Source organism: Janibacter sp. A1S7, from assembly GCF_037198315.1.
Lineage (GTDB): Bacteria > Actinomycetota > Actinomycetes > Actinomycetales > Dermatophilaceae > Janibacter > Janibacter alittae.
Genome location: NZ_CP144913.1, coordinates 1,240,600 through 1,257,789, shown reverse-complemented (window position 1 = coordinate 1,257,789; position 17,190 = coordinate 1,240,600). Strand labels below are relative to the sequence as shown.

At 71.8% G+C, this 17,190-nt stretch carries 19 protein-coding genes; 12 read left to right on the top strand and 7 right to left on the bottom strand.

The annotated features are described in order from the left end of the window. Positions 1-37 precede the first annotated feature (37 nt). The 4 genes from V1351_RS06040 to V1351_RS06025 are packed head-to-tail and all read left to right on the top strand — an operon-like array spanning position 38 to position 2,487. Complete coding sequence (locus tag V1351_RS06040) at positions 38-886, top strand: tryptophan 2,3-dioxygenase (protein WP_338751701.1); 849 nt, start codon at positions 38-40, stop codon at positions 884-886. Next, positions 883-2,103: a kynureninase gene (locus tag V1351_RS06035; RefSeq protein ID WP_338751699.1), complete on the top strand. Its 1,221-nt coding sequence runs from the start codon at positions 883-885 to the stop codon at positions 2,101-2,103. Before V1351_RS06040 ends, V1351_RS06035 begins: the two co-directional genes overlap by 4 nt. 46 nt (positions 2,104-2,149) lie before the next feature. Further along, complete coding sequence (locus tag V1351_RS06030; protein WP_338751697.1) at positions 2,150-2,326, top strand: hypothetical protein; 177 nt, start codon at positions 2,150-2,152, stop codon at positions 2,324-2,326. 8 nt (positions 2,327-2,334) lie between these two features. Then, the gene (locus tag V1351_RS06025) at positions 2,335-2,487 is read left to right on the top strand and encodes a hypothetical protein (protein ID WP_338751696.1); all 153 of its coding nucleotides are present in this window, start codon (positions 2,335-2,337) and stop codon (positions 2,485-2,487) included. A 123-nt stretch (positions 2,488-2,610) separates the two neighbouring features. Here V1351_RS06025 and V1351_RS06020 read toward each other — a convergent pair whose 3' ends face one another. Continuing rightward, positions 2,611-3,366, bottom strand: coding sequence for an alpha/beta hydrolase family protein (locus V1351_RS06020; protein WP_338751694.1), 756 nt, complete (start codon positions 3,364-3,366; stop codon positions 2,611-2,613). A 111-nt stretch (positions 3,367-3,477) separates the two neighbouring features. On the opposite strand from V1351_RS06020, the gene V1351_RS06015 reads away from it, so the two are divergent. Next, positions 3,478-4,635 carry a PucR family transcriptional regulator gene (locus V1351_RS06015; protein WP_338751692.1) on the top strand — a complete coding sequence of 386 codons (1,158 nt, stop codon included), beginning with the start codon at positions 3,478-3,480 and terminating at the stop codon, positions 4,633-4,635. Here V1351_RS06015 and V1351_RS06010 read toward each other — a convergent pair. Then, positions 4,625-5,848, bottom strand: coding sequence for an FAD-dependent monooxygenase (locus V1351_RS06010; protein WP_338751690.1), 1,224 nt, complete (start codon positions 5,846-5,848; stop codon positions 4,625-4,627). The two genes, V1351_RS06015 and V1351_RS06010, sit on opposite strands and share 11 nt — an antisense overlap. A gap of 149 nt (positions 5,849-5,997) precedes the next feature. Here V1351_RS06010 and V1351_RS06005 point away from each other — a divergent pair, with 149 nt between their 5' ends. Both V1351_RS06005 and V1351_RS06000 read left to right on the top strand, forming a co-directional pair. Beyond that, a complete protein-coding gene (locus V1351_RS06005; RefSeq protein WP_338751688.1) occupies positions 5,998-6,849 on the top strand; it encodes an HNH endonuclease family protein in 852 nt (283 codons plus the stop codon). Beyond that, positions 6,846-7,256 carry an excalibur calcium-binding domain-containing protein gene (locus V1351_RS06000; protein WP_338751686.1) on the top strand — a complete coding sequence of 137 codons (411 nt, stop codon included), beginning with the start codon at positions 6,846-6,848 and terminating at the stop codon, positions 7,254-7,256. Before V1351_RS06005 ends, V1351_RS06000 begins: the two co-directional genes overlap by 4 nt. A 9-nt stretch (positions 7,257-7,265) precedes the next feature. Here V1351_RS06000 and V1351_RS05995 read toward each other — a convergent pair whose 3' ends face one another. The 3 genes from V1351_RS05995 to V1351_RS05985 are packed head-to-tail and all read right to left on the bottom strand — an operon-like array spanning position 7,266 to position 9,841. Next, a complete protein-coding gene (locus tag V1351_RS05995; RefSeq protein ID WP_338751684.1) occupies positions 7,266-8,543 on the bottom strand; it encodes an MFS transporter in 1,278 nt (425 codons plus the stop codon). Between the two features lie 26 nt (positions 8,544-8,569). Beyond that, positions 8,570-9,445: an MOSC domain-containing protein gene (locus tag V1351_RS05990; RefSeq protein ID WP_338751682.1), complete on the bottom strand. Its 876-nt coding sequence runs from the start codon at positions 9,443-9,445 to the stop codon at positions 8,570-8,572. Between the two features lie 30 nt (positions 9,446-9,475). After that, complete coding sequence (locus V1351_RS05985) at positions 9,476-9,841, bottom strand: hypothetical protein (RefSeq protein ID WP_338751680.1); 366 nt, start codon at positions 9,839-9,841, stop codon at positions 9,476-9,478. 166 nt (positions 9,842-10,007) lie between these two features. Between V1351_RS05985 and V1351_RS05980 the strand changes: the two genes are divergently transcribed. The 5 genes from V1351_RS05980 (at position 10,008) to V1351_RS05960 (ending at position 14,706) form a co-directional block, all read left to right on the top strand. Beyond that, a complete protein-coding gene (locus V1351_RS05980; RefSeq protein ID WP_338751678.1) occupies positions 10,008-11,036 on the top strand; it encodes an ABC transporter ATP-binding protein in 1,029 nt (342 codons plus the stop codon). After that, positions 11,033-11,791, top strand: a complete 759-nt coding sequence (locus V1351_RS05975; protein ID WP_338751676.1) for an ABC transporter permease — start codon at positions 11,033-11,035, stop codon at positions 11,789-11,791. Before V1351_RS05980 ends, V1351_RS05975 begins: the two co-directional genes overlap by 4 nt. Continuing rightward, the gene (locus V1351_RS05970) at positions 11,788-12,930 is read left to right on the top strand and encodes a sensor histidine kinase (protein WP_338751674.1); all 1,143 of its coding nucleotides are present in this window, start codon (positions 11,788-11,790) and stop codon (positions 12,928-12,930) included. The genes V1351_RS05975 and V1351_RS05970 overlap by 4 nt, the downstream gene beginning before the upstream one ends. Beyond that, positions 12,927-13,532 carry a response regulator transcription factor gene (locus tag V1351_RS05965; RefSeq protein ID WP_338751672.1) on the top strand — a complete coding sequence of 202 codons (606 nt, stop codon included), beginning with the start codon at positions 12,927-12,929 and terminating at the stop codon, positions 13,530-13,532. The genes V1351_RS05970 and V1351_RS05965 overlap by 4 nt, the downstream gene beginning before the upstream one ends. 91 nt (positions 13,533-13,623) lie before the next feature. Then, a complete protein-coding gene (locus V1351_RS05960) occupies positions 13,624-14,706 on the top strand; it encodes a DUF4185 domain-containing protein (RefSeq protein ID WP_338751671.1) in 1,083 nt (360 codons plus the stop codon). Positions 14,707-14,712: 6 nt separating this feature from the next. On the opposite strand, the gene V1351_RS05955 is transcribed toward V1351_RS05960, so the two are convergent. Both V1351_RS05955 and V1351_RS05950 read right to left on the bottom strand, forming a co-directional pair. After that, positions 14,713-16,365: an AMP-binding protein gene (locus V1351_RS05955; RefSeq protein ID WP_338751670.1), complete on the bottom strand. Its 1,653-nt coding sequence runs from the start codon at positions 16,363-16,365 to the stop codon at positions 14,713-14,715. After that, complete coding sequence (locus V1351_RS05950; RefSeq protein ID WP_338751669.1) at positions 16,362-17,189, bottom strand: SDR family oxidoreductase; 828 nt, start codon at positions 17,187-17,189, stop codon at positions 16,362-16,364. The genes V1351_RS05955 and V1351_RS05950 overlap by 4 nt, the downstream gene beginning before the upstream one ends. Position 17,190 lies beyond the last annotated feature (1 nt).

Sequence of the window (17,190 nt, the reverse complement as noted above, 5' to 3'; positions counted from 1 at the left end):
AGGCTTGACGGACCCGACGACGGCGAAGGAGCCGAGGATGAGTGGCAACACCAGGGACATCGAAGAGGGTGTCCACCAGGACTTCCGCGAGGAGATGTCCTACAGCTCCTACCTGGCGCTTGACACCCTGCTCGACGCGCAGCGCCCGATCAGCGTCCCGGAGCACCACGACGAGATGCTCTTCATCATCCAGCACCAGACCTCCGAGCTGTGGCTGAAGCTCGTCCTGCACGAAACCCGCTCGGCCATGGCGCTGCTCGCGGCCGACGAGATGCGCATGGCGCTGAAGCGGGTCGCCCGGGTCAAGCACATCCAGCGCACCCTGACCGACCAGTGGTCGGTGCTGGCCACCCTGACGCCCAACGAGTACCAGGAGCTGCGCCCGCACCTGGGCCGCGCCTCGGGCTTCCAGTCCTGGCAGTACCGCGCGGTCGAGTTCGCCCTGGGCAACAAGCACCCCGGCATGCTCCGGGTCTTCGCCGACGACCCGGATGCCCACGCCGTGCTCGCCGAACTGCTGGCGGCGCCGAGTCTCTACGACGAGTTCCTGCGGTGCCTCGCGCGCCGCGGTCATGCGATCCCCGAGCGGGTGCTCACCCGTGACGTCACCCGTGCCCACGAGCTCGATCCGCAGCTGACCGCGCTCTTCTGCCACATCTACGAGCACGCCGAGGACAACTGGGACGTCTACGAGGCCTGCGAGGAGCTGGTCGACCTCGAGGACAACTTCCAGCTGTGGCGCTTCCGCCACCTGAAGACCGTCCAGCGCATCATCGGCATGAAGCGGGGCACCGGCGGCAGCTCCGGCGTCGGCTTCCTGCAGCAGGCCCTCGACCTGACGTTCTTCCCCGAGCTGTTCGCCCTGCGTACGGAGGTCGGGACGTGAGCACCCTGCGCGCACGTGCCGCGCACCTGGACGCCACGGACCCGCTGGCCGCCTGCCGGGACGAGTTCCTGCCGGCCGAGGGTCTGGTCGCCTATCTCGACGGCAACTCGCTCGGGCGCCCCCTTCGCGCCACCGCGCAGCGGATCGAGCACCTCGTGCGCCACGACTGGGGCACTCGACTGATCCGTTCCTGGGACGAGCAGTGGATGGAGCTGCCGCTGCGCCTGGGCGACCGGATCGGGCAGGTCTGCCTCGGCGCGGCCCCCGGCCAGACGGTCGTCGGTGACTCGACGACCGTGATGCTCTACAAGCTGCTGCGGGCAGCCGTCGCCGCTGCGGGACCGCAGCGCCCGCAGGTCGTCCTCGACACGGAGAACTTCCCCACCGACCGCTACGTCGCAGAGGGGATCGCGGCGGAGACCGGCGCACAGCTGGTCTGGCTGGAGCCGGACCCGGCGAAGGGGGTCACTCCCGACCTCGTGGCCGGTGCCCTCACCGAACGCACCGGTGTCGTCCTCCTCTCGCACGTCGCGTACAAGTCGGCGTGGGTCGCCGACCTGCCGGCGATCACCGCCCTCGCCCACGACGCGGGCGCCCTCGTGCTGTGGGACCTGTGCCACTCGGTCGGGGTGCTGCCGAGCGACCTCGACGCCCACGAGGTCGACCTGGCCGTGGGCTGCAGCTACAAGTTCCTCGGCGGCGGCCCGGGGGCACCTGCCTTCGGGTACGTCGCCGCCCGCCACCAGGAGCGACTGCGCCAGCCCATCCAGGGGTGGATGGGTCACGCCGAGCCCTTCGTCATGGGACCGGGGTACCGGCCCGGCGCGGGGATGCGTGCCTTCGTCTCCGGGACCCCGTCCGTTCTCGCGATGGCCGGCATCGAGGACACCGTCGACCTCATCGAGCGCGTCGGTCCGGACCGGGTCCGGGCCAAGGCGAGCTCGCTGGGACGCTTCGTCATCGAGAGCGTCGACGAGACGCTGGCCACCCGCGGTGTGCGGGTGGTCTCGCCGCGCGAGGACACGCGTCGCGGCGCCCACGTGACGATCGGGCATCCACGCTCCCGCGAGGTCACCCGCGAGCTGTGGGCGCAGGACATCATCCCCGACTTCCGTGAGCCCGATGGGATCCGGCTCGGGCTGTCACCGCTGAGCACCTCCTACACCGAGGTCGCCGAGGCGCTCGAGGCCATCGGCGACCAGCTCGCCCGCGGATGACCCCCAGCACCACCATGACGAAGCGGTCGGCGCTGCCACCCTCGCCGTGGCCACGCTGGTGTGGTTGCTCATCGAGCTCCTGCGGGGGTGGACTCCCCTGCTCATCACCGTCTTCGGCCGCGCCGCCGAGACACCGCCCGAGATCCTCGGCGCCTTCGCGGTGGGGGTGACCGCCACTCCCCTCGTGGTCCTCCTCGTGCTCGGTCGTCGGCCGGCCCCGTGAGTGCGGTGGTGCCCGCGCTGCTCGGGGTGGCCCTCGTGGCGCGCCTGGTCCTCCCCCACGTCGGGAGCAGACCGCTCCTGGTGGCCGCGACCGTGGGGGTGGTCGCCGTGGTGCTCGCGTTGTCGATGGCCGCCTGCCGGGAGGGTCGATCGCTGGCGTGAGCACATCGAAACCGCGAACCCGGCAGAGCCTGCGATCCGATCACCTACCCGTCCTCGTCGACCTCGACCTGCGCTGACGAACCGCACGCCAGTGCGTCGCCGAGGCCCCCGGTCGGGACCGGCTCAGCCGTCGATGGCGCCCAGGACGCTCGGCCAGTGGGGTGACGCGGGGTCGACGAGATCGAAGTGGTGCGCACCGGGCACGAGCGTCCGGGCGGCGGGGAAGTCCTCGCTCTGCCTGACGGGGACCGTCGCGTCCACCGTGCCGTGGACGAGGTGGATGCGCGCCAGGGCGTCGGCGCTGCGGGCCGCCAGACGGGTCGGATCGAGCCGGGCGTACGTCATGGGCGCCTCCTGTGGGCCGGCGCCGACCCAGTCACGGACCGCGTCGCCCCCGAGCCGCTGCGCCACCGCCGCGTCGAAGTCGGCCACCGGGGCGAGGGCGACCACGCGCACCGGTGGCAGATCGCCGGCCAGTGCGCGCCAGAGCACCAGAGCGCCGCCGGCGGAGTGACCGACCCAGACACGCACGTCGACGTGCTCCTCACGCAGGTACGCGGTCAGCGCGGCGAGGTCCTCGGTCGCGGTGCAGGCCGCCCCCGGTACTCGTCGGTACTCGGGGAGAACCACCTGCCACCCCGCGGCCACGAGTGCCCGCGCCTGGGGACGCGAGTGGGTCCGGTCCACGCCCGGCCGGAAGTAGCCACCGTGCACGAGGACGACGGTCGGGGCGTCCACCGGTCCGTAGCGCTCGAGGACCGCATCCTCCGAGGTGCCGTAGCGCTGCACGGTCCCCACGTCGTCGCCCTGCCCCTCCTCGAGCAAGCGGGCGAGCGTCTCGTCCTCGGCGGCCTCGACAGGGGTGGGCTGCTGCGGCACGGTCGGCCCCTCCCTTCGTCGGTCTGCACGAACCACCCATGCTCGTCCCGTCCGGGCCTCACCGCAAACGCACTGCAGAATTCTCGGTCGCGTGGGGTGCAGGATGGGGCCGTGCACCCCGTGACCAACCTCGACGACGAGCTGCAGGACCTGGCCGAGGCCCTCCAACGGCGACTCGTCGTCGTCGACGCGAGGATGCGGGTGCTCGCCTACTCCATCCACGAGACCGACGCGGACCGGGCCCGGCTGTCGCACCTGCTGGCCCACAGCGACACCTGGCCGCCCCTGCCCGCCGGCAACGGGCCGACCACCCGCACCGCGGGCGACGGGACGGAGTGGGTGCTGCACCCCCTTCGCGACGATCGTCACCGCGTCGGCCACCTCCTGCACGTCCGAGCGAAGGGCGTCCCTGCGCCGACCGGCGAGATCCTCGCCGACGGTGCGGCCCGCCTGAGTGTCCTGCTGTCCCTGCGGACGAAGTTGGTCGAGCGTGAGGCTGCCAGAACCGATGAGCTGCTGACCTCGCTTCTCGCGACGGATGCCTCCGCGGAACAACGGGACTGCGCCGCAACCGCCCTCGTCGTCGAGGGGCTCGTCGGGTCAACCGGTCAGTACTGCACGGTCGTCCTCGGCGCTCCAACGGGTCACCCGGATGGCGCGTTGGCCGCTCGCACGTCCGTCGAGGCGACCCTCGACTTCGTCGCGCGCACGTCCACGGCCACCGTCGTCGGGGGCCTCATCGGCGGCACCGGCGTGCTCGTCTTCCCCCGGCCGGTCGTGCACGACCGGCTGGAGCGGGTGCTCGACGCACCGGGACTCGCCGACGTGCACGCCGGCATCGGGGGCACCGTCACCAGCCTCGCCGACGCGGCGACGAGCCATGACCAGGCCCAGTTGGCCTGGCGGGCTGCGTGCCTCGACCCGAGGACGTACGCGCGGGTGACGTCATGGACGCAGCTCGGCCTGGACAAGCTGGTGCTCCGTCTGCCGCTGGAGCGGCTGACCGCCGACGACCTGCCCGACGCGGTGTCCCGGCTGATGTCGGACGACCACCGCGAGGTCGACGTCCCGACGCTCGAGGCCTACCTCGCCGCGGGCGGGGATGCCCGGGCCACGGCCACGGGTCTGGGCATCCATCGCTCAACGCTGTACTACCGCCTCACCCGCATCCGCTCCACGACCGGCGCGGACCTGCGCGACGGTGTGGCCCGCCGCGATCTGCACACCGGTCTGCGGGTGGCCCGACTGGCCGGGATGCTCACCGGTTGAGCGCGCCCGGCCGGATCCCCGAGTCGACGACCGGGTCGTACCCGTGGATCCAGGCGAGCGTGTCCTCGAAGTAGTCCGTCCTGGCCATTTCTGCGTTGCGTGCGTCCGCCAGGGGCCCGTCCGGGAGATGGAGCACCTCCGCGACCTGCCACGACGCGTACTGCACCGCGCGCGTGCGCAGGCGACGCCTCCCTTCGAAGGCCTCGAAGGCCCGCGTCGGGTCGTCCGGATCGGCACCCGCGAGTTCGTCCGCGAGCGCCCACGTGTCCTCGATGGCCTGGTTGGCGCCCTGACCGTGGTGCGGGACGAGGGCGTGCGCGGCGTCGCCGAGGAGGACCACCCGACCCCGGTGCCAGGTCGGCAGCGGCGGGCGGCGCATCAGGGCCCAGCGCTGGTCGACCTCGACCGCCCCGAGCATCTGCGTGACGGCGGGGTGCCAGCCGGTGAAGGGGACGAACTTCTCCTCGTCGGTGGCCGGCACCACCCACCCGTCGGCGGTCCACTCGTGAGGGGTGCGGCTGACGGCCAGGAAGTTCACGTCCTGGCCCTGACCGCCCATCGCGTAGTGCAGGAGATGCCCGGTCGGACCGATCCAGAACTGGATGGCCCTCGGGTCGGGCAGCGCGGTCAGCTGCTCGGTGGGGATGATCCCGCGGAAACCCGAGCGTCCGGAGTAGATCGCGTCGTCGTGACCGACGACCCAGCGGCGCAGGAGAGAGCGGACCCCGTCCGCACCGACGACGATCCCGGCACTGCGCTGCGACCCGTCGGCGAGGTCGAGCAGGACTCGGTCGTCCTCCTCGTGCAGGTCGACCAGATGGTGGGAGAGCCTGATCCGGTCGGCGCCGACGGCGTCGGAGAGGACCCGCTGCAGGTCCGCGCGATGCACCCCCCAGTAATCCGCGCCGAATCGCTCGCGGTAGGTGCTCCCGACGGGGGTACGTCCCAGCGTCGACCCGGTGCGACCGTCGCGGAAGATCAGGTCCGTCTGCGGCCAGGACACCTCGTCGAGGTCAGCGTAGACGCCGAAGCGACGAAGCAGGTTCGTCGCGTTGGCCGAGAGGGCGACAGCGGCCCCGACCTCACGCAGCTCGGCGGTGCGCTCGAGGATCCGCGCGTCGATGCCGCGCTCGCGCAGGGCGAGGGCCAGGGTCAGACCGCCGATGCCGGCGCCGATGATCACCACGTCGTCGTGGGGTATCTGCTCGTCCATGGTGACGATGCTAGGAACGCCTCGAGGCCCCTGTCATCGGGCCGGGTGGGGTAACTGACGCGGTCTGTTTCCGACACTGTGTCGCAGGTGGATCCTCGTGACTGCGGCCGCCGACCGGGTTGTCCCCAGCCCCGGCTACGGTTCGGCTCATGTCCACAAGGTCCCGAGGAGGGCTTGCGATTTTGCTCGCGAGCGTCGTCGCATCGGCGTGCACCGCGCCGGGCGGGCCGACCGCAGCGACGACGACGGTGACCGAGACGGCGAGCGCCACGACCACGGCCTCGCCCACGACGGTCACCCCGTCCCCGGTGACGGTCACCGAGACGGCACCGACGCCCGCCGCGGACGGCCCCGGCGGCACGTCCACCGCCGGCGCCTCCTCCCCCACGCTCGACGTGCTGGAGAGCCTCCCGGTCAAGGGGCGAGCGCCGAGGACGGGGTACGACCGAGCGCAGTTCGGCCAGGCGTGGAGCGACGCGGTCGAGGTCGACGGTGGTCACAACGGCTGCGACACCCGCAACGACGTGCTGCGCCGGGACCTTGCCGCCATCACGCTCGACCCGTCCACCGGGGGGTGCGTCGTGCTCACGGGGACGCTGCAGGACCCCTTCACGAGTACGACGATCTCCTTCGTCCGCGGCCGGGACACCTCGCGTGAGGTGCAGATCGACCACCTCGTGGCCCTGTCCAACGCGTGGCAGACGGGCGCGCAGCAGCTGGGAGCGCAGCAGCGGGAGAACCTGGCCAACGACCCGCTCAACCTGCTCGCCGTCCACGGCAGCGCCAACGCGCACAAGGGTGACGGCGATGCCGCCACCTGGCTGCCGCGCACGTCCTTCCGCTGCGACTACGCCGCCCGCCAGGTCGCGGTCAAGCAGCGCTACGACCTGTGGGTGACTCCTCCCGAGCACGATGCGCTGACCCGGATCCTCGATTCGTGCCCCGGCCAGCCGCTGCCGACGCCCGCGGGTACCGGCGTACCCGCGCGGGGCGCCCCATGAGCAGGGCGAAGGGGGCGTGGCCCGCTGCCGCGTCCGTGCTCCTCGCGCTCGCCCCGGGCGGGTGCGGCGGCGGGGGTGAACCCACCGCTGCGCCACCCCCCACGACGACCGTCACCACCACGACCACCACGACCGTGACGACGACGCCGACCGTGACCGCGGACGTTGCGACCACCACGACGACGACCACGCCGGTTCCGGCGCCGACCGCCGAGCCGGAGGTCACCCCTGCACCGGAGCCCGAGCCCCGGACCACGACACCCCCGCAGCCACCCCCGGCAGCCGGGCAGGCCCCCTTCGCCAACTGCACCGCGGCCCGGGCCGCGGGAAGCGCACCGGTGCGCGCGGGCGACCCCGGATACGGCCGCCACCTCGACCGGGACGGTGACGGCATCGGTTGCGAGTGAGCCGGCTGCTCAGGCCCGGACGGCGTGGTGCACCCTCGCCCAGAGCAGGACGGGGACGAGGGCGAGGGCGAGCAACCCGCCACCGAGGGCGAGCGCCTGGTAGCTGCTCGCCGCCAGCACCAGACCGGAGGAGACACCACCCCCGGCGCCGGCGAGCGCGACGAGGACGTCGATGGTCCCCTGGGTGCGGGCCCTGTTCTGCGGGACGGTGGCGTCGACGACGAGCGTGGTGCCGGTGATCAGGCCGAGGTTCCAGCCGAGCCCGAGCAGGCTGAGAGCCACGATGAGCAGGCCCAGGGAGTCGCCCGGCGCGACCGCCCCGACCACCCCGGCGGCCAGCAGCGTCACGCCGGCCGCCAGCACCATCGGGGTGCGTCCGAGCTTGTCGATGAGGACGCCGGTCAGGGGCGAGGGCAGCCACATGGCGGCGATGTGCGCACCGATGACCACCCCGACCGCGCCCAGGTCGTGGCCGTGCGCCCGCATGTGCACGGGCGTCATCGTCATGACGGCGACCATCACCAGCTGGGTCAGGATCATCACCGTCGCTCCCACCCACGCGCCGGCGCCGATCGTGGGGACCCGGGCGGGCCCCGACCCGCCCGCGGCGGCGTACCCCGCGGCGGCGATCCGCTTGGCCATCAGGTACGGGTCGGGCCGCAGGAAGGCGAAGAGCACCACGCCGGCGGCGCTGTAGGCCACCCCGGAGAGGATGAAGGGTCCGGCCAGGGCCGGCACGCCCAGCGTGTCGGCAACCCTGCCCATGGGCTCGATGAGGTTGGGGCCCGCCACCGCACCCACCGTCGTGGCGACCATGGCCATGCTCGTGCCGAACCCGCGCCGGTGTTCCGGTGCCAGGTCGGTCCCGGCGTACCGGGCCTGCAGGTTCGTGGCCGTCCCGGAGCCGTAGACGAAGAGGGAGAGGAAGAGGAAGGGCACGTTGTCGGCGACGGCCGCCAGCACCACGCCGAAGGCCCCCAACCCGCCGGCGAGGAAACCGTAGGCCAGGCCCAGTCGTCGTCCCAGCCGTTGGGTGGAGCGACCCACGGCGTAGGCGGCCAGAGCCGACCCGAGGGTGAACAGGCCCGTCGGCAGTCCGGACAGCCCCGGCGAGCCAAGCATGTCCTGGGCCAGCAGGGCCCCGACGGAGATGCCTGCGGCCAGGCCGGCCCCGCCGAGGATCTGGCTGACCACGACGACGGTCAGGGTGCGCCGGTGGACCTGCGCCTGCTCCGCCTCGCTCGGCAGCAGTTCCGCCGGCCCGGTCACGACCTCAGGTGGGGTCACGCTCGACCTCCTCATCGGGTCGCCGGTCACCCGGGGACGACGTCATCGCCGACCCCCAGCTCGCCCTGGGTGAGGGGGACGAGTCGGGTGCCGAACCACGTCTTGCCATCCCAGCGGCGATGCCGCGCGAGGGTGCGCATCGGCTCCGTGCCGCGCTCGAGGGTCTCCGGGTCGATCGTCGTCATGACGCACCGGTCGCAGGTCTCGGCGGTGCGGAACTCCACGTCCCCGATCCGCACGGTCGGCCACGCGTCCTCGGCGAAGGGTTCCTCGCCGTCGATGACGAGGTTGGGGCGGAAGCGGACCATGCTCAGGCTCGCTCTCCCTGCACCCGTCATCACGGAACCGGCCCCTGCGCCACTGACGTCATCGGGGTCCAGGTCCTGCGGGTCCGGCTCGTCCGCCTCGGCGACCAGCCACTCCTCGAGCCGGGCGAGGGAGGTCTGCGAGGTGAGCAGCAGCGGACCGGCGTCGGCCAGCGAGAGGGAGTCGCCCTCCTGCCCGCCGTGGGCACCGGACATCCGCCGCACCCGCGGGTCCTCCTGCCAGACCAGACGCATCGGACGACCCACGCGCTCGCTGATCCACTCGCTGACGTCCTGGTCGGCGGGCGGAGCGAACCCCTGCCGGGCGATGCCCACCGGGACCGGAGGCAGCCCCAGCGGCGTGTCGACGAGGATGCTCTCCTCGCCCGCGTGGATGCGGATCGTCTCGTCGTCGATGATCTGCGCCCGCAGCCCGAGCAGCGCGTTGACCTCGCGCGCGGTGACCCGCTCGCCCAACTCGTCGACGAGCGCCCAGCGCCGGTCCCCCGCCAGACCCCACGGCTCGACGCGTGCGGCGTCGACGTCCACGCCCCCGAGGGACTTCACCGGATAGATGCGAAGCTGAGTGACCTGCATGGCACCGATGGTGCCACGCGGGGTGCGCGCTCAGGCCTCGACCGGTACCTCGTCGACGGAGATCTCCTCGGCGCCCGGGGTCTCCTCGTCGAGGACCGCGTCGCCGGCACGCTTCAACGCGAACCAGCCGCCGAAGATCGCCGCGAACATCCCCGCGTCGACGTCCTTGAGCGTCAGCTGGGCACAGTGGCCGGTGCGGACGCGGAAGGCGACCGCGCCGGACGTGGTCAGCCCGTCCTTGAGGTAGAGCACGTGCTTGCCCGACGGGATCTCGAAGCGCACGACCGACTGGGTCCCGTCGAACACACCGAGGGACTGCGTGCCGAGCATGATGTGCTTGCCCTTGAGGTGGACCGGAGCGATCGTCCCGGTGTTGATCTCCACTGCGGCGCCCATGATCTCGACCTCCATCGTGTAGCCGGCCCGAGTCGGACCCCCGGACCCTTTCTCCTTCCATCATGACCCTTCGGGCCCCGGATGTCTGCCTCCATGACAGGTGTCATGCCCGAGTCGTGACATCCGAGGATGGCCGGTGGAGGTACGGGCGTCCGATGCTGGAGTCATGACCGACACGAGCACCCACGCGGCGACGCCGCGCCACGCCGAGGGGATCCAGCTCCGCGAGGTGACCAAGCACTTCCGCTCCGGTTCCCAGACGGTCAGCGCCGTCACCGGCGTCGACCTGACCATCCGTCCCGGCGAGGTCGTCGCGATCCTCGGGCCCAACGGTGCCGGCAAGACGACGACCCTGGACATGGTCCTGGGTCTGACCGAGCCGACCTCGGGCAGCATCACCTCCTTCGGCGCCCCGCCCCGCCGCGCCGTGCACGAAGGGCGGGTCTCGGCCGTGCTGCAGACCGGCGGCCTGCTGCGGGACCTCACCGCCGGCGAGACCGTGCGGATGATCGCCTCGACCTTCCCGGAGCACCGCCCGGTCGAGGAGGTCATCGAGCGGGCCGGGCTCACCGACCTGGCCGACCGCCTGGTCGCGAAGCTCTCCGGCGGTGAGCAGCAACGGTTGCGCTTCGCGCTGGCACTGCTCCCCGACCCGGACCTGCTCATCCTCGACGAGCCGACCGCCGGGATGGACGTGCGCGCGCGCCGGGAGTTCTGGCGCACGATGCACCAGGACGCCGCCGAGGGGCGCACCGTCCTCTTCGCCACCCACTACCTCGAGGAGGCCGACACCTTCGCCGACCGGATCGTCCTCATGGCCGGTGGCCGGGTCGTCGCCGACGGCACCACCGAGGAGATCCGCTCCCGCGCGAGCGGTCGCACCGTCAGTGCCGACGTCCGCAGGGGGGACGTCGGCGCTGTCGCCGAGCGTCTGCGCGGCCTGCCCGGGACGAGCTCGGTCACCGTCGCCGGCGACCGGGTCACGGCGATCGGTGAGGACTCCGATGCGCTCGCCCGGCTGCTGCTCGTCGACCTCGGCGGCAGCAACCTCGAGGTCACCACCGCCTCCCTCGACGCGGCCTTCCTGGCGATCACCGGAGCGGCGACGACCGAGCCCGACGACCCGGGCAGTGCGCCGGGTGCAGACCCCGGTGACGACCGGTCCACCGACGCGATCCTGGAGGAGACGCGATGAACCCCACGATCATCGGCCTGGAGATCAAGCGGATCGGCCGCGACTACGTCGGCCTGTTCTTCATCGCCGTCCTGCCGGCCTTCATGTACATCGTCTTCGGCGCCGCGCAGACCTTCGGCGCGCAGGACATCGGCCGAGGCAACGTCGCGCTCTACATCATGATCTCGATGGCGGTCTACGGCGCCGTCACCGCGACGGTGAGCATCGGCGGTCAGGCCGCCGTCGAGCGCCAGCAGGGGTGGGGGCGCCAGCTGGGGCTGACCCCCCTTCGCGACAGCTCCTACGTCGCGGGCAAGGCGATCATCGCCCTGGCGATCGCGCTGATCCCGATCGTGCTCATCTACGCCATCGGGATCGGCACCGGGGCGAAGGGAGACCTCTGGGTCTGGTTCGCCAGTGCGGCGATCGTGCTCTTCGGAGCCTGCCTGTTCGCCCTCTACGGCCTGATCTTCGGGCTCGCCTTCCGCTCCGAGTCCGCCGTGGGCGCCGCCTCCGGCTCGCTGGTGATCTTCGCCTTCCTGGGCAACATCTTCATCCCGCTGTCGGGGATCATGCTCACGATCGCGAAGTTCACCCCCCTCTACGGGATGGTCTCCCTCGCCCGGTACCCGCTGACCGAGGGCTCCTCGGTGGACATGCAGGGCAACCTCGCCCACGAGTCGCTGTGGGTGCCACTGACTAACGTGGTGGTGTGGACGATCATCATGGCCGTGGCGACGGTCTACCTGGCCAGGCGGAGCCGGGAGCGGCAGTGACTGCTGCCGAGTCCGTCGCCGGGGCCCCCTCGGACGAGGGGTACGGCACGGACCCGTGGGCCCGGCACGGCTGGGTCCTCGCCGCCATCTGGTTGGTCTTCCTCGCCTTCCCGGCTCTGGCGATCCTGCAGGAGACGAGCGGACGACCTGCAGAGCGCGTTGCCGGACTGCTCGCCGTCCTGGCCTTCTCGGGCTTCTACCTGTGGGGCTTCCTCCGGGGTCAGGGCGCACTGCACTGCGGGTGGTCGCGCACCGACCGGGTCATCGTGCTCGGCAGCTTCGCGGCGATGGTGCTGATCGTGCTCGCGCTCGTACCGGTCATCGGGGCGGAGGCCGTCGGGATGACCACCTTCCTCACCGCCGTCGCCGCCTTCAGCTTCCCCGACCGGTGGCCCCTGCCGACGGTCGTCGCCGTCGTCGTCGTCGCAGCGGTGGTCCTGGTGACCACCGGGACCTTCCCCCAGGCGTGGCCCTTCCTCTTCCTGCCCGTCCTCATCGGTGGCTTCGGCCTGCTGATGCGTCGACTGATCCTCAGCGACGAGCGGCACCAGGTGCTGCAACGCTCCCTGGCCGTCTCCGCCGAGCGTGACCGCGTCGCCCGGGACGTGCACGACGTGCTCGGTCACAGCCTGACCGTGGTCACCCTCAAGGCGGACCTCGCCGAGCGGCTGATCGACATCGACCCCGAGCGGGCGAAGGGGGAGCTGGCCGACATCCGGGCACTGTCCCGGCAGTCGCTGGCCGAGATCCGCGCGACCGTCTCCGGGTTGCGGGTGGCCCGGCTGGCCGACGAGCGCGAGTCGGCGGCCACCGCCCTTCGCGACGCCGGGATCGAGGCCGTCCTGCCCGCGGACGGCGACATCGTCGACCCCGCCCACCGGATCACGATCGCGTGGGCACTGCGGGAGGCGATTACCAATGTCATTCGGCACAGCGGCGCCAAGCGGGTCGAGGTCGAGTGGGGCCCCTCGTGGCTCGAGGTCGCCGACGACGGCCGCGGGCTGCGCGGTCGCAAGGAGGGCACCGGGCTGACCGGTCTGCGCGAGCGCGTCGACCAGGCTGGTGGGCGGATCGAGGTCGGCGACGGCATCGGCGGCTCCGCGGGGCCGGGCACGAGGGTGCGGGTGGAGCTGCCGTGACCACCGTGCTGCTCGCCGACGACCAGGCCCTCGTGCGGGGGGCGATGGCCGCGCTGCTCGGGCTCGAGGGCGACCTCGAGATCGTCGCCGAGGTCGGCTCCGGTGACGAGGTCCTCGCGGCGGCTCGCCGAACCCGTCCCGACGTCGCGGTCCTGGACATCGAGATGCCCGGGATGGACGGCATCGCGGCAACCGCCGAGCTCGCCCGCGAGGTGCCCGGGACGAAGATCCTCATCGTCACCACCTTCGGTCGGCCGGGCTATCTGCGCCGGGCGCTCGAGGCCGGGGCCAGTGGTTTCGTCGTCAAGGACACACCGTCCGACGAGCTGGCCGAGGCCGTGCGCTCCGTCGCCCGGGGCGGCCGGGTCGTCGATCCGTCGCTGGCGACCGAGAGCGTCGTCGGCGGGCCCAACCCGCTGACCGACCGTGAGCGCGAGGTACTCACCCATGCCCTCGACGGCGGCTCGGCCGCCGCGATCGCCACGCGGGTGCATCTCTCCCCCGGAACCGTGCGCAACCACCTGTCCTCGGCGATCGGCAAGACCGGCTCCAGCACGCGCGTGGAGGCCGCCCGGCGAGCGCAGGACCTCGGCTGGCTCTGACCGTGACCGGCTGCACCGCAGCGTGGGACGGCCCCGGGACTACCCATCGGTCACAATGGGAGGCGTCCCACCCCCTTCGCCAGGAGCCCGCATGCACCGCAGACGCCTGACCGCGGGCTGCGCCGTACTCGCGATCGGCGCCGGCCTGCTCGCCGGGTGCGCCGACGAGGGTGAGCGGGACCGGGGCGACTGCGAGGCCATCACGGCGGATCTCGACTGGGCGCAGCCCTCGCGCTCCGACGACGCGCGCTTCGAGCTGTCCGGGCCGGGCTGGGTGGGGGGCGACTCGACCTACTCGGTGCAGCTGCCCGATGACCGCACGCTGTGGCTCTTCAGCGACTCGCTCATCGGTGCCCTCGACGAGCGCGGCACCCCGGCGCCGGGGATGACGATGGTGCACAACGCCCTGGTCGTCGAGGACGACTCGGGTCGGCTGAGCACACTGACCCGCGAGGGGCCCGAGTCCTTCTTCCCGGACCCGGGCGAGCAGACGTACCACTGGGTGCAGGACGCCAAGGTCGAAGGCGGTGAGCTGCTCGTCTTCCTGTCCCTGACCTCGCGGGTGGGCGAGCACGGCTTCGAGTGGGAGCGCAACACCCTGGCCCACGTGTCCCTGCCCGAGCTGGAGGTCACCGACGTCGAGGAGGGCTTCGAGGGGCCGGTCGCGTGGGGGGCGGGGCTGCTGACGACGGCGACGCACACCTGGATCTACGGCATCGAGGACCGGGAGGAGGTCAAGCACCTGCACGTGGCACGGGCTCCGGCAGGATCCCTGGCCGACCGGTCGACGTGGGAGTACCTCGGCGAGGACGGGTGGGGCGCGCAGTCCGACGAGAGCACCCGGTTGACGAAGGGGGTCGCCAACGAGCTGAGTGTCTCCCCCTTCCGCGACGGGTACCTGATGATCTCCTCGGACACCACGCAGGCATACAGCCCGAAGATCAACGCGTGGACGGCCTGCTCCCCCAGCGGGCCGTGGGAGCAGCCGCAGACGATCTACGAGACCCCGGAGACGCAGGGGCAGCACTTCACGTACAACGCGCACGGCCACCCGGAGCTGTCGCCCGACGGTCAGTTGCTCGTCTCCTACAACGTCAACACCTTCGACTTCGACGAGCTGATGGCCAACCCGACGATCTACCGGCCGAAGTTCATCACCCTCGACCTGGCCTAGCCCGCCTCACCGCACGAGGCCGCGGACCTGGTGCTTCTGGATCTTCCCGGTCGCGGTCTTCGGCAGCTCCTCGATGACCCGCACCTCCTTGGGCACCTGGAAACCGGCCAGATGCGCCCTCGCGTGGGCGATCACCCCGGCCCGGAGCTCGTCCACGGCCACCGTGCCGTCGGCCACGACCACGGCACACACGGCCTCACCCCAGTGCTCGTGGGGGACCCCGATCACCGTGCACTCGGCCACGCCGGGCGCACCGAGGAGGACGGCCTCGACGGCGACGGAGGAGACGTTCTCCCCGCCGCTCTTGATCACGTCCTTCAGGCGGTCGGTGAACCACACCACCCCCTCCTCGTCGAGGTGCCCGACGTCACCGGAGTGGAACCACCCGTGGGCGAAGGCCTGCTGGTTCGCCTCGGGGTTGTTCCAGTACCCGCTGCACACGTTGGGGGCGCGGTAGACGATCTCGCCCGTGTCGCCGGCGTCCCGCAACCGGCCCATCGGGTCCATGATCTGCGTCAGCACGGACACCGACTGGGGCCCCCACGAGTCCGGGGCGCTGTGCCGGTGCTCGGGCCACTGCATGGTGGTCGTCGGTACGACTTCGGTCTGACCGGAGCCGAGGATGACGTCGGCGTTGGGGTACATCTCGTCGACGGCGGCGAGCAGGTCCGCCGGCATCGGCGCCATCGCGTAGATCGCGGTCGTCACCGACGACAGGTCGCGCGGGCGAGCGGACTGCTCGGCGAGGCAGGCGCGGTGCATCAGCGGCAGCATCATCATGTGCGTCACCCGGCGTTGCTCCATCAGGTCCAGGCTCCTGGCCGGGTCGAAGGCCATGCCGGCCAGGACGGCCGTGCCGCCCATCATCAGCACGGGCATGGTCACGGTGTTCAGGGCTGTGACGTGGAACATCGGCAGCACGACGAGCATGACCGGCGAGTCCCGGCCCCACGACTGACGGGTCACCAGCGCGTTCGACAGCAGCGAGGTGACCAGCGCGGTGTGGCTGGTCAGCACCCCCTTCGGCCGGGACGTCGTGCCCGAGGTGTAGAGGCACTGCACGGTGTCGCGATCGTCGACGAGCACCTCCAGGGGCGTCGCCGGCGCCCGGTCGACGAGCGACTGCCAGTGGTGCGTCGACCGCCCGGCCACGGGCTGCGGGCTCTCCTCGTCGGTGACGATGACGTGCTCCACGGAGGTCACGCCGGGCAGCACCTGCTCGTGCAACGGTCGGAACGCCGCGTCGGTGACGAGCGCGCGCGGCGTCGCATCCTGCAGGATCCAGGCCTGGTCCTCCCCGGCCAGCAGGAAGTTCAGCGGCATGCACACCAGCCCGGCGCGGGCGCAGGCGTAGTAGGTCGCCAGCAACCGCCAGGAGTTCATCATCGTCAGCGCCACCGGGCTTCCGGCGGGCAGGTCCAGACCCAGCAGTGCGTGGCCGAGACGGTCCACCGTCTCGGCGAGCTCCCGGTAGGTCACCTCACGATCGCCGTCCACGATCGCCACCCGGTCGGGGAAGATCGCGGCCGAGCGGATGATGACGTCACCCGCGTTGGTGCGGGTCGCGAGGTTGTACTCGAGGGGGTCCACGAGTGACAGGTCGGGTTGCATCGGGAGGTCCTTGTCGCGAAGGGGTGAGTGGTCCGGGGCGGCAGTCACTCGCCGAGGAAGAAGTCGGGCAGGAGCTCCTCGAGCGGCGGCCCGTAGGAGGAGAGGTCGGTGACACCTTCCTCGGCGAGGACGTCGTCGTCGATGAGGAAGTGTCCGGTGAACTCTGCAGGGTCCCGGGTGAGGATCGCGTGGGCCGCATCGGCCATGATCTGCGGGCTGCGGCTGCGGGCCATCGTCTGCTCGCCGCCGAGGAGGTTCTCCACGGCCGCCGTGGCGATGGCCGTCCTGGGCCACAGGCTGTTCGCCGCGATGCCGTACGTGGCCCACTCCTCGGCCAGGCCGAGCGTGACCAGGCTCATCCCGTACTTGGCGATGGTGTAGCCCAGGTGGCTACCGGCCCAGCGCGGTGCGAGGTTGATCGGCGGCGAGAGGGTGAGCACGTGTGCCGCCTCGGATGCCTTCAGCTGCGGCAGCGCGGTCTTCGCCAGGAGGAAGGACCCGCGGCAGTTGATGTCCTGCATCAGGTCGTACTTCTTCATCGGCAGCTCCTCCGTGGGAGAGAGGTCGATGGCGCTGGCGTTGTTGACGACGATGTCGATGCCACCGAAGCGCTCGACGGTGCGGTCCACGGCCTCCTGGACCGACTCCTCGGAGCGGACGTCGCCGAGGATCGGCAGCGCCCGACCACCGGCGGCCTCGATGGCAGCGGCGGCGGTGTGGATGGTGCCTTCGAGCTTCGGGTGCGGGGTATCCGTCTTGGCGACGATGGCGACGTTGGCGCCGTCCCGGGCAGCCCGCTCGGCGATGGCCAGTCCGATGCCGCGGCTGCCGCCGGACATGAGGATCGTGCGTCCCTGAAGATTCGCGGTCATG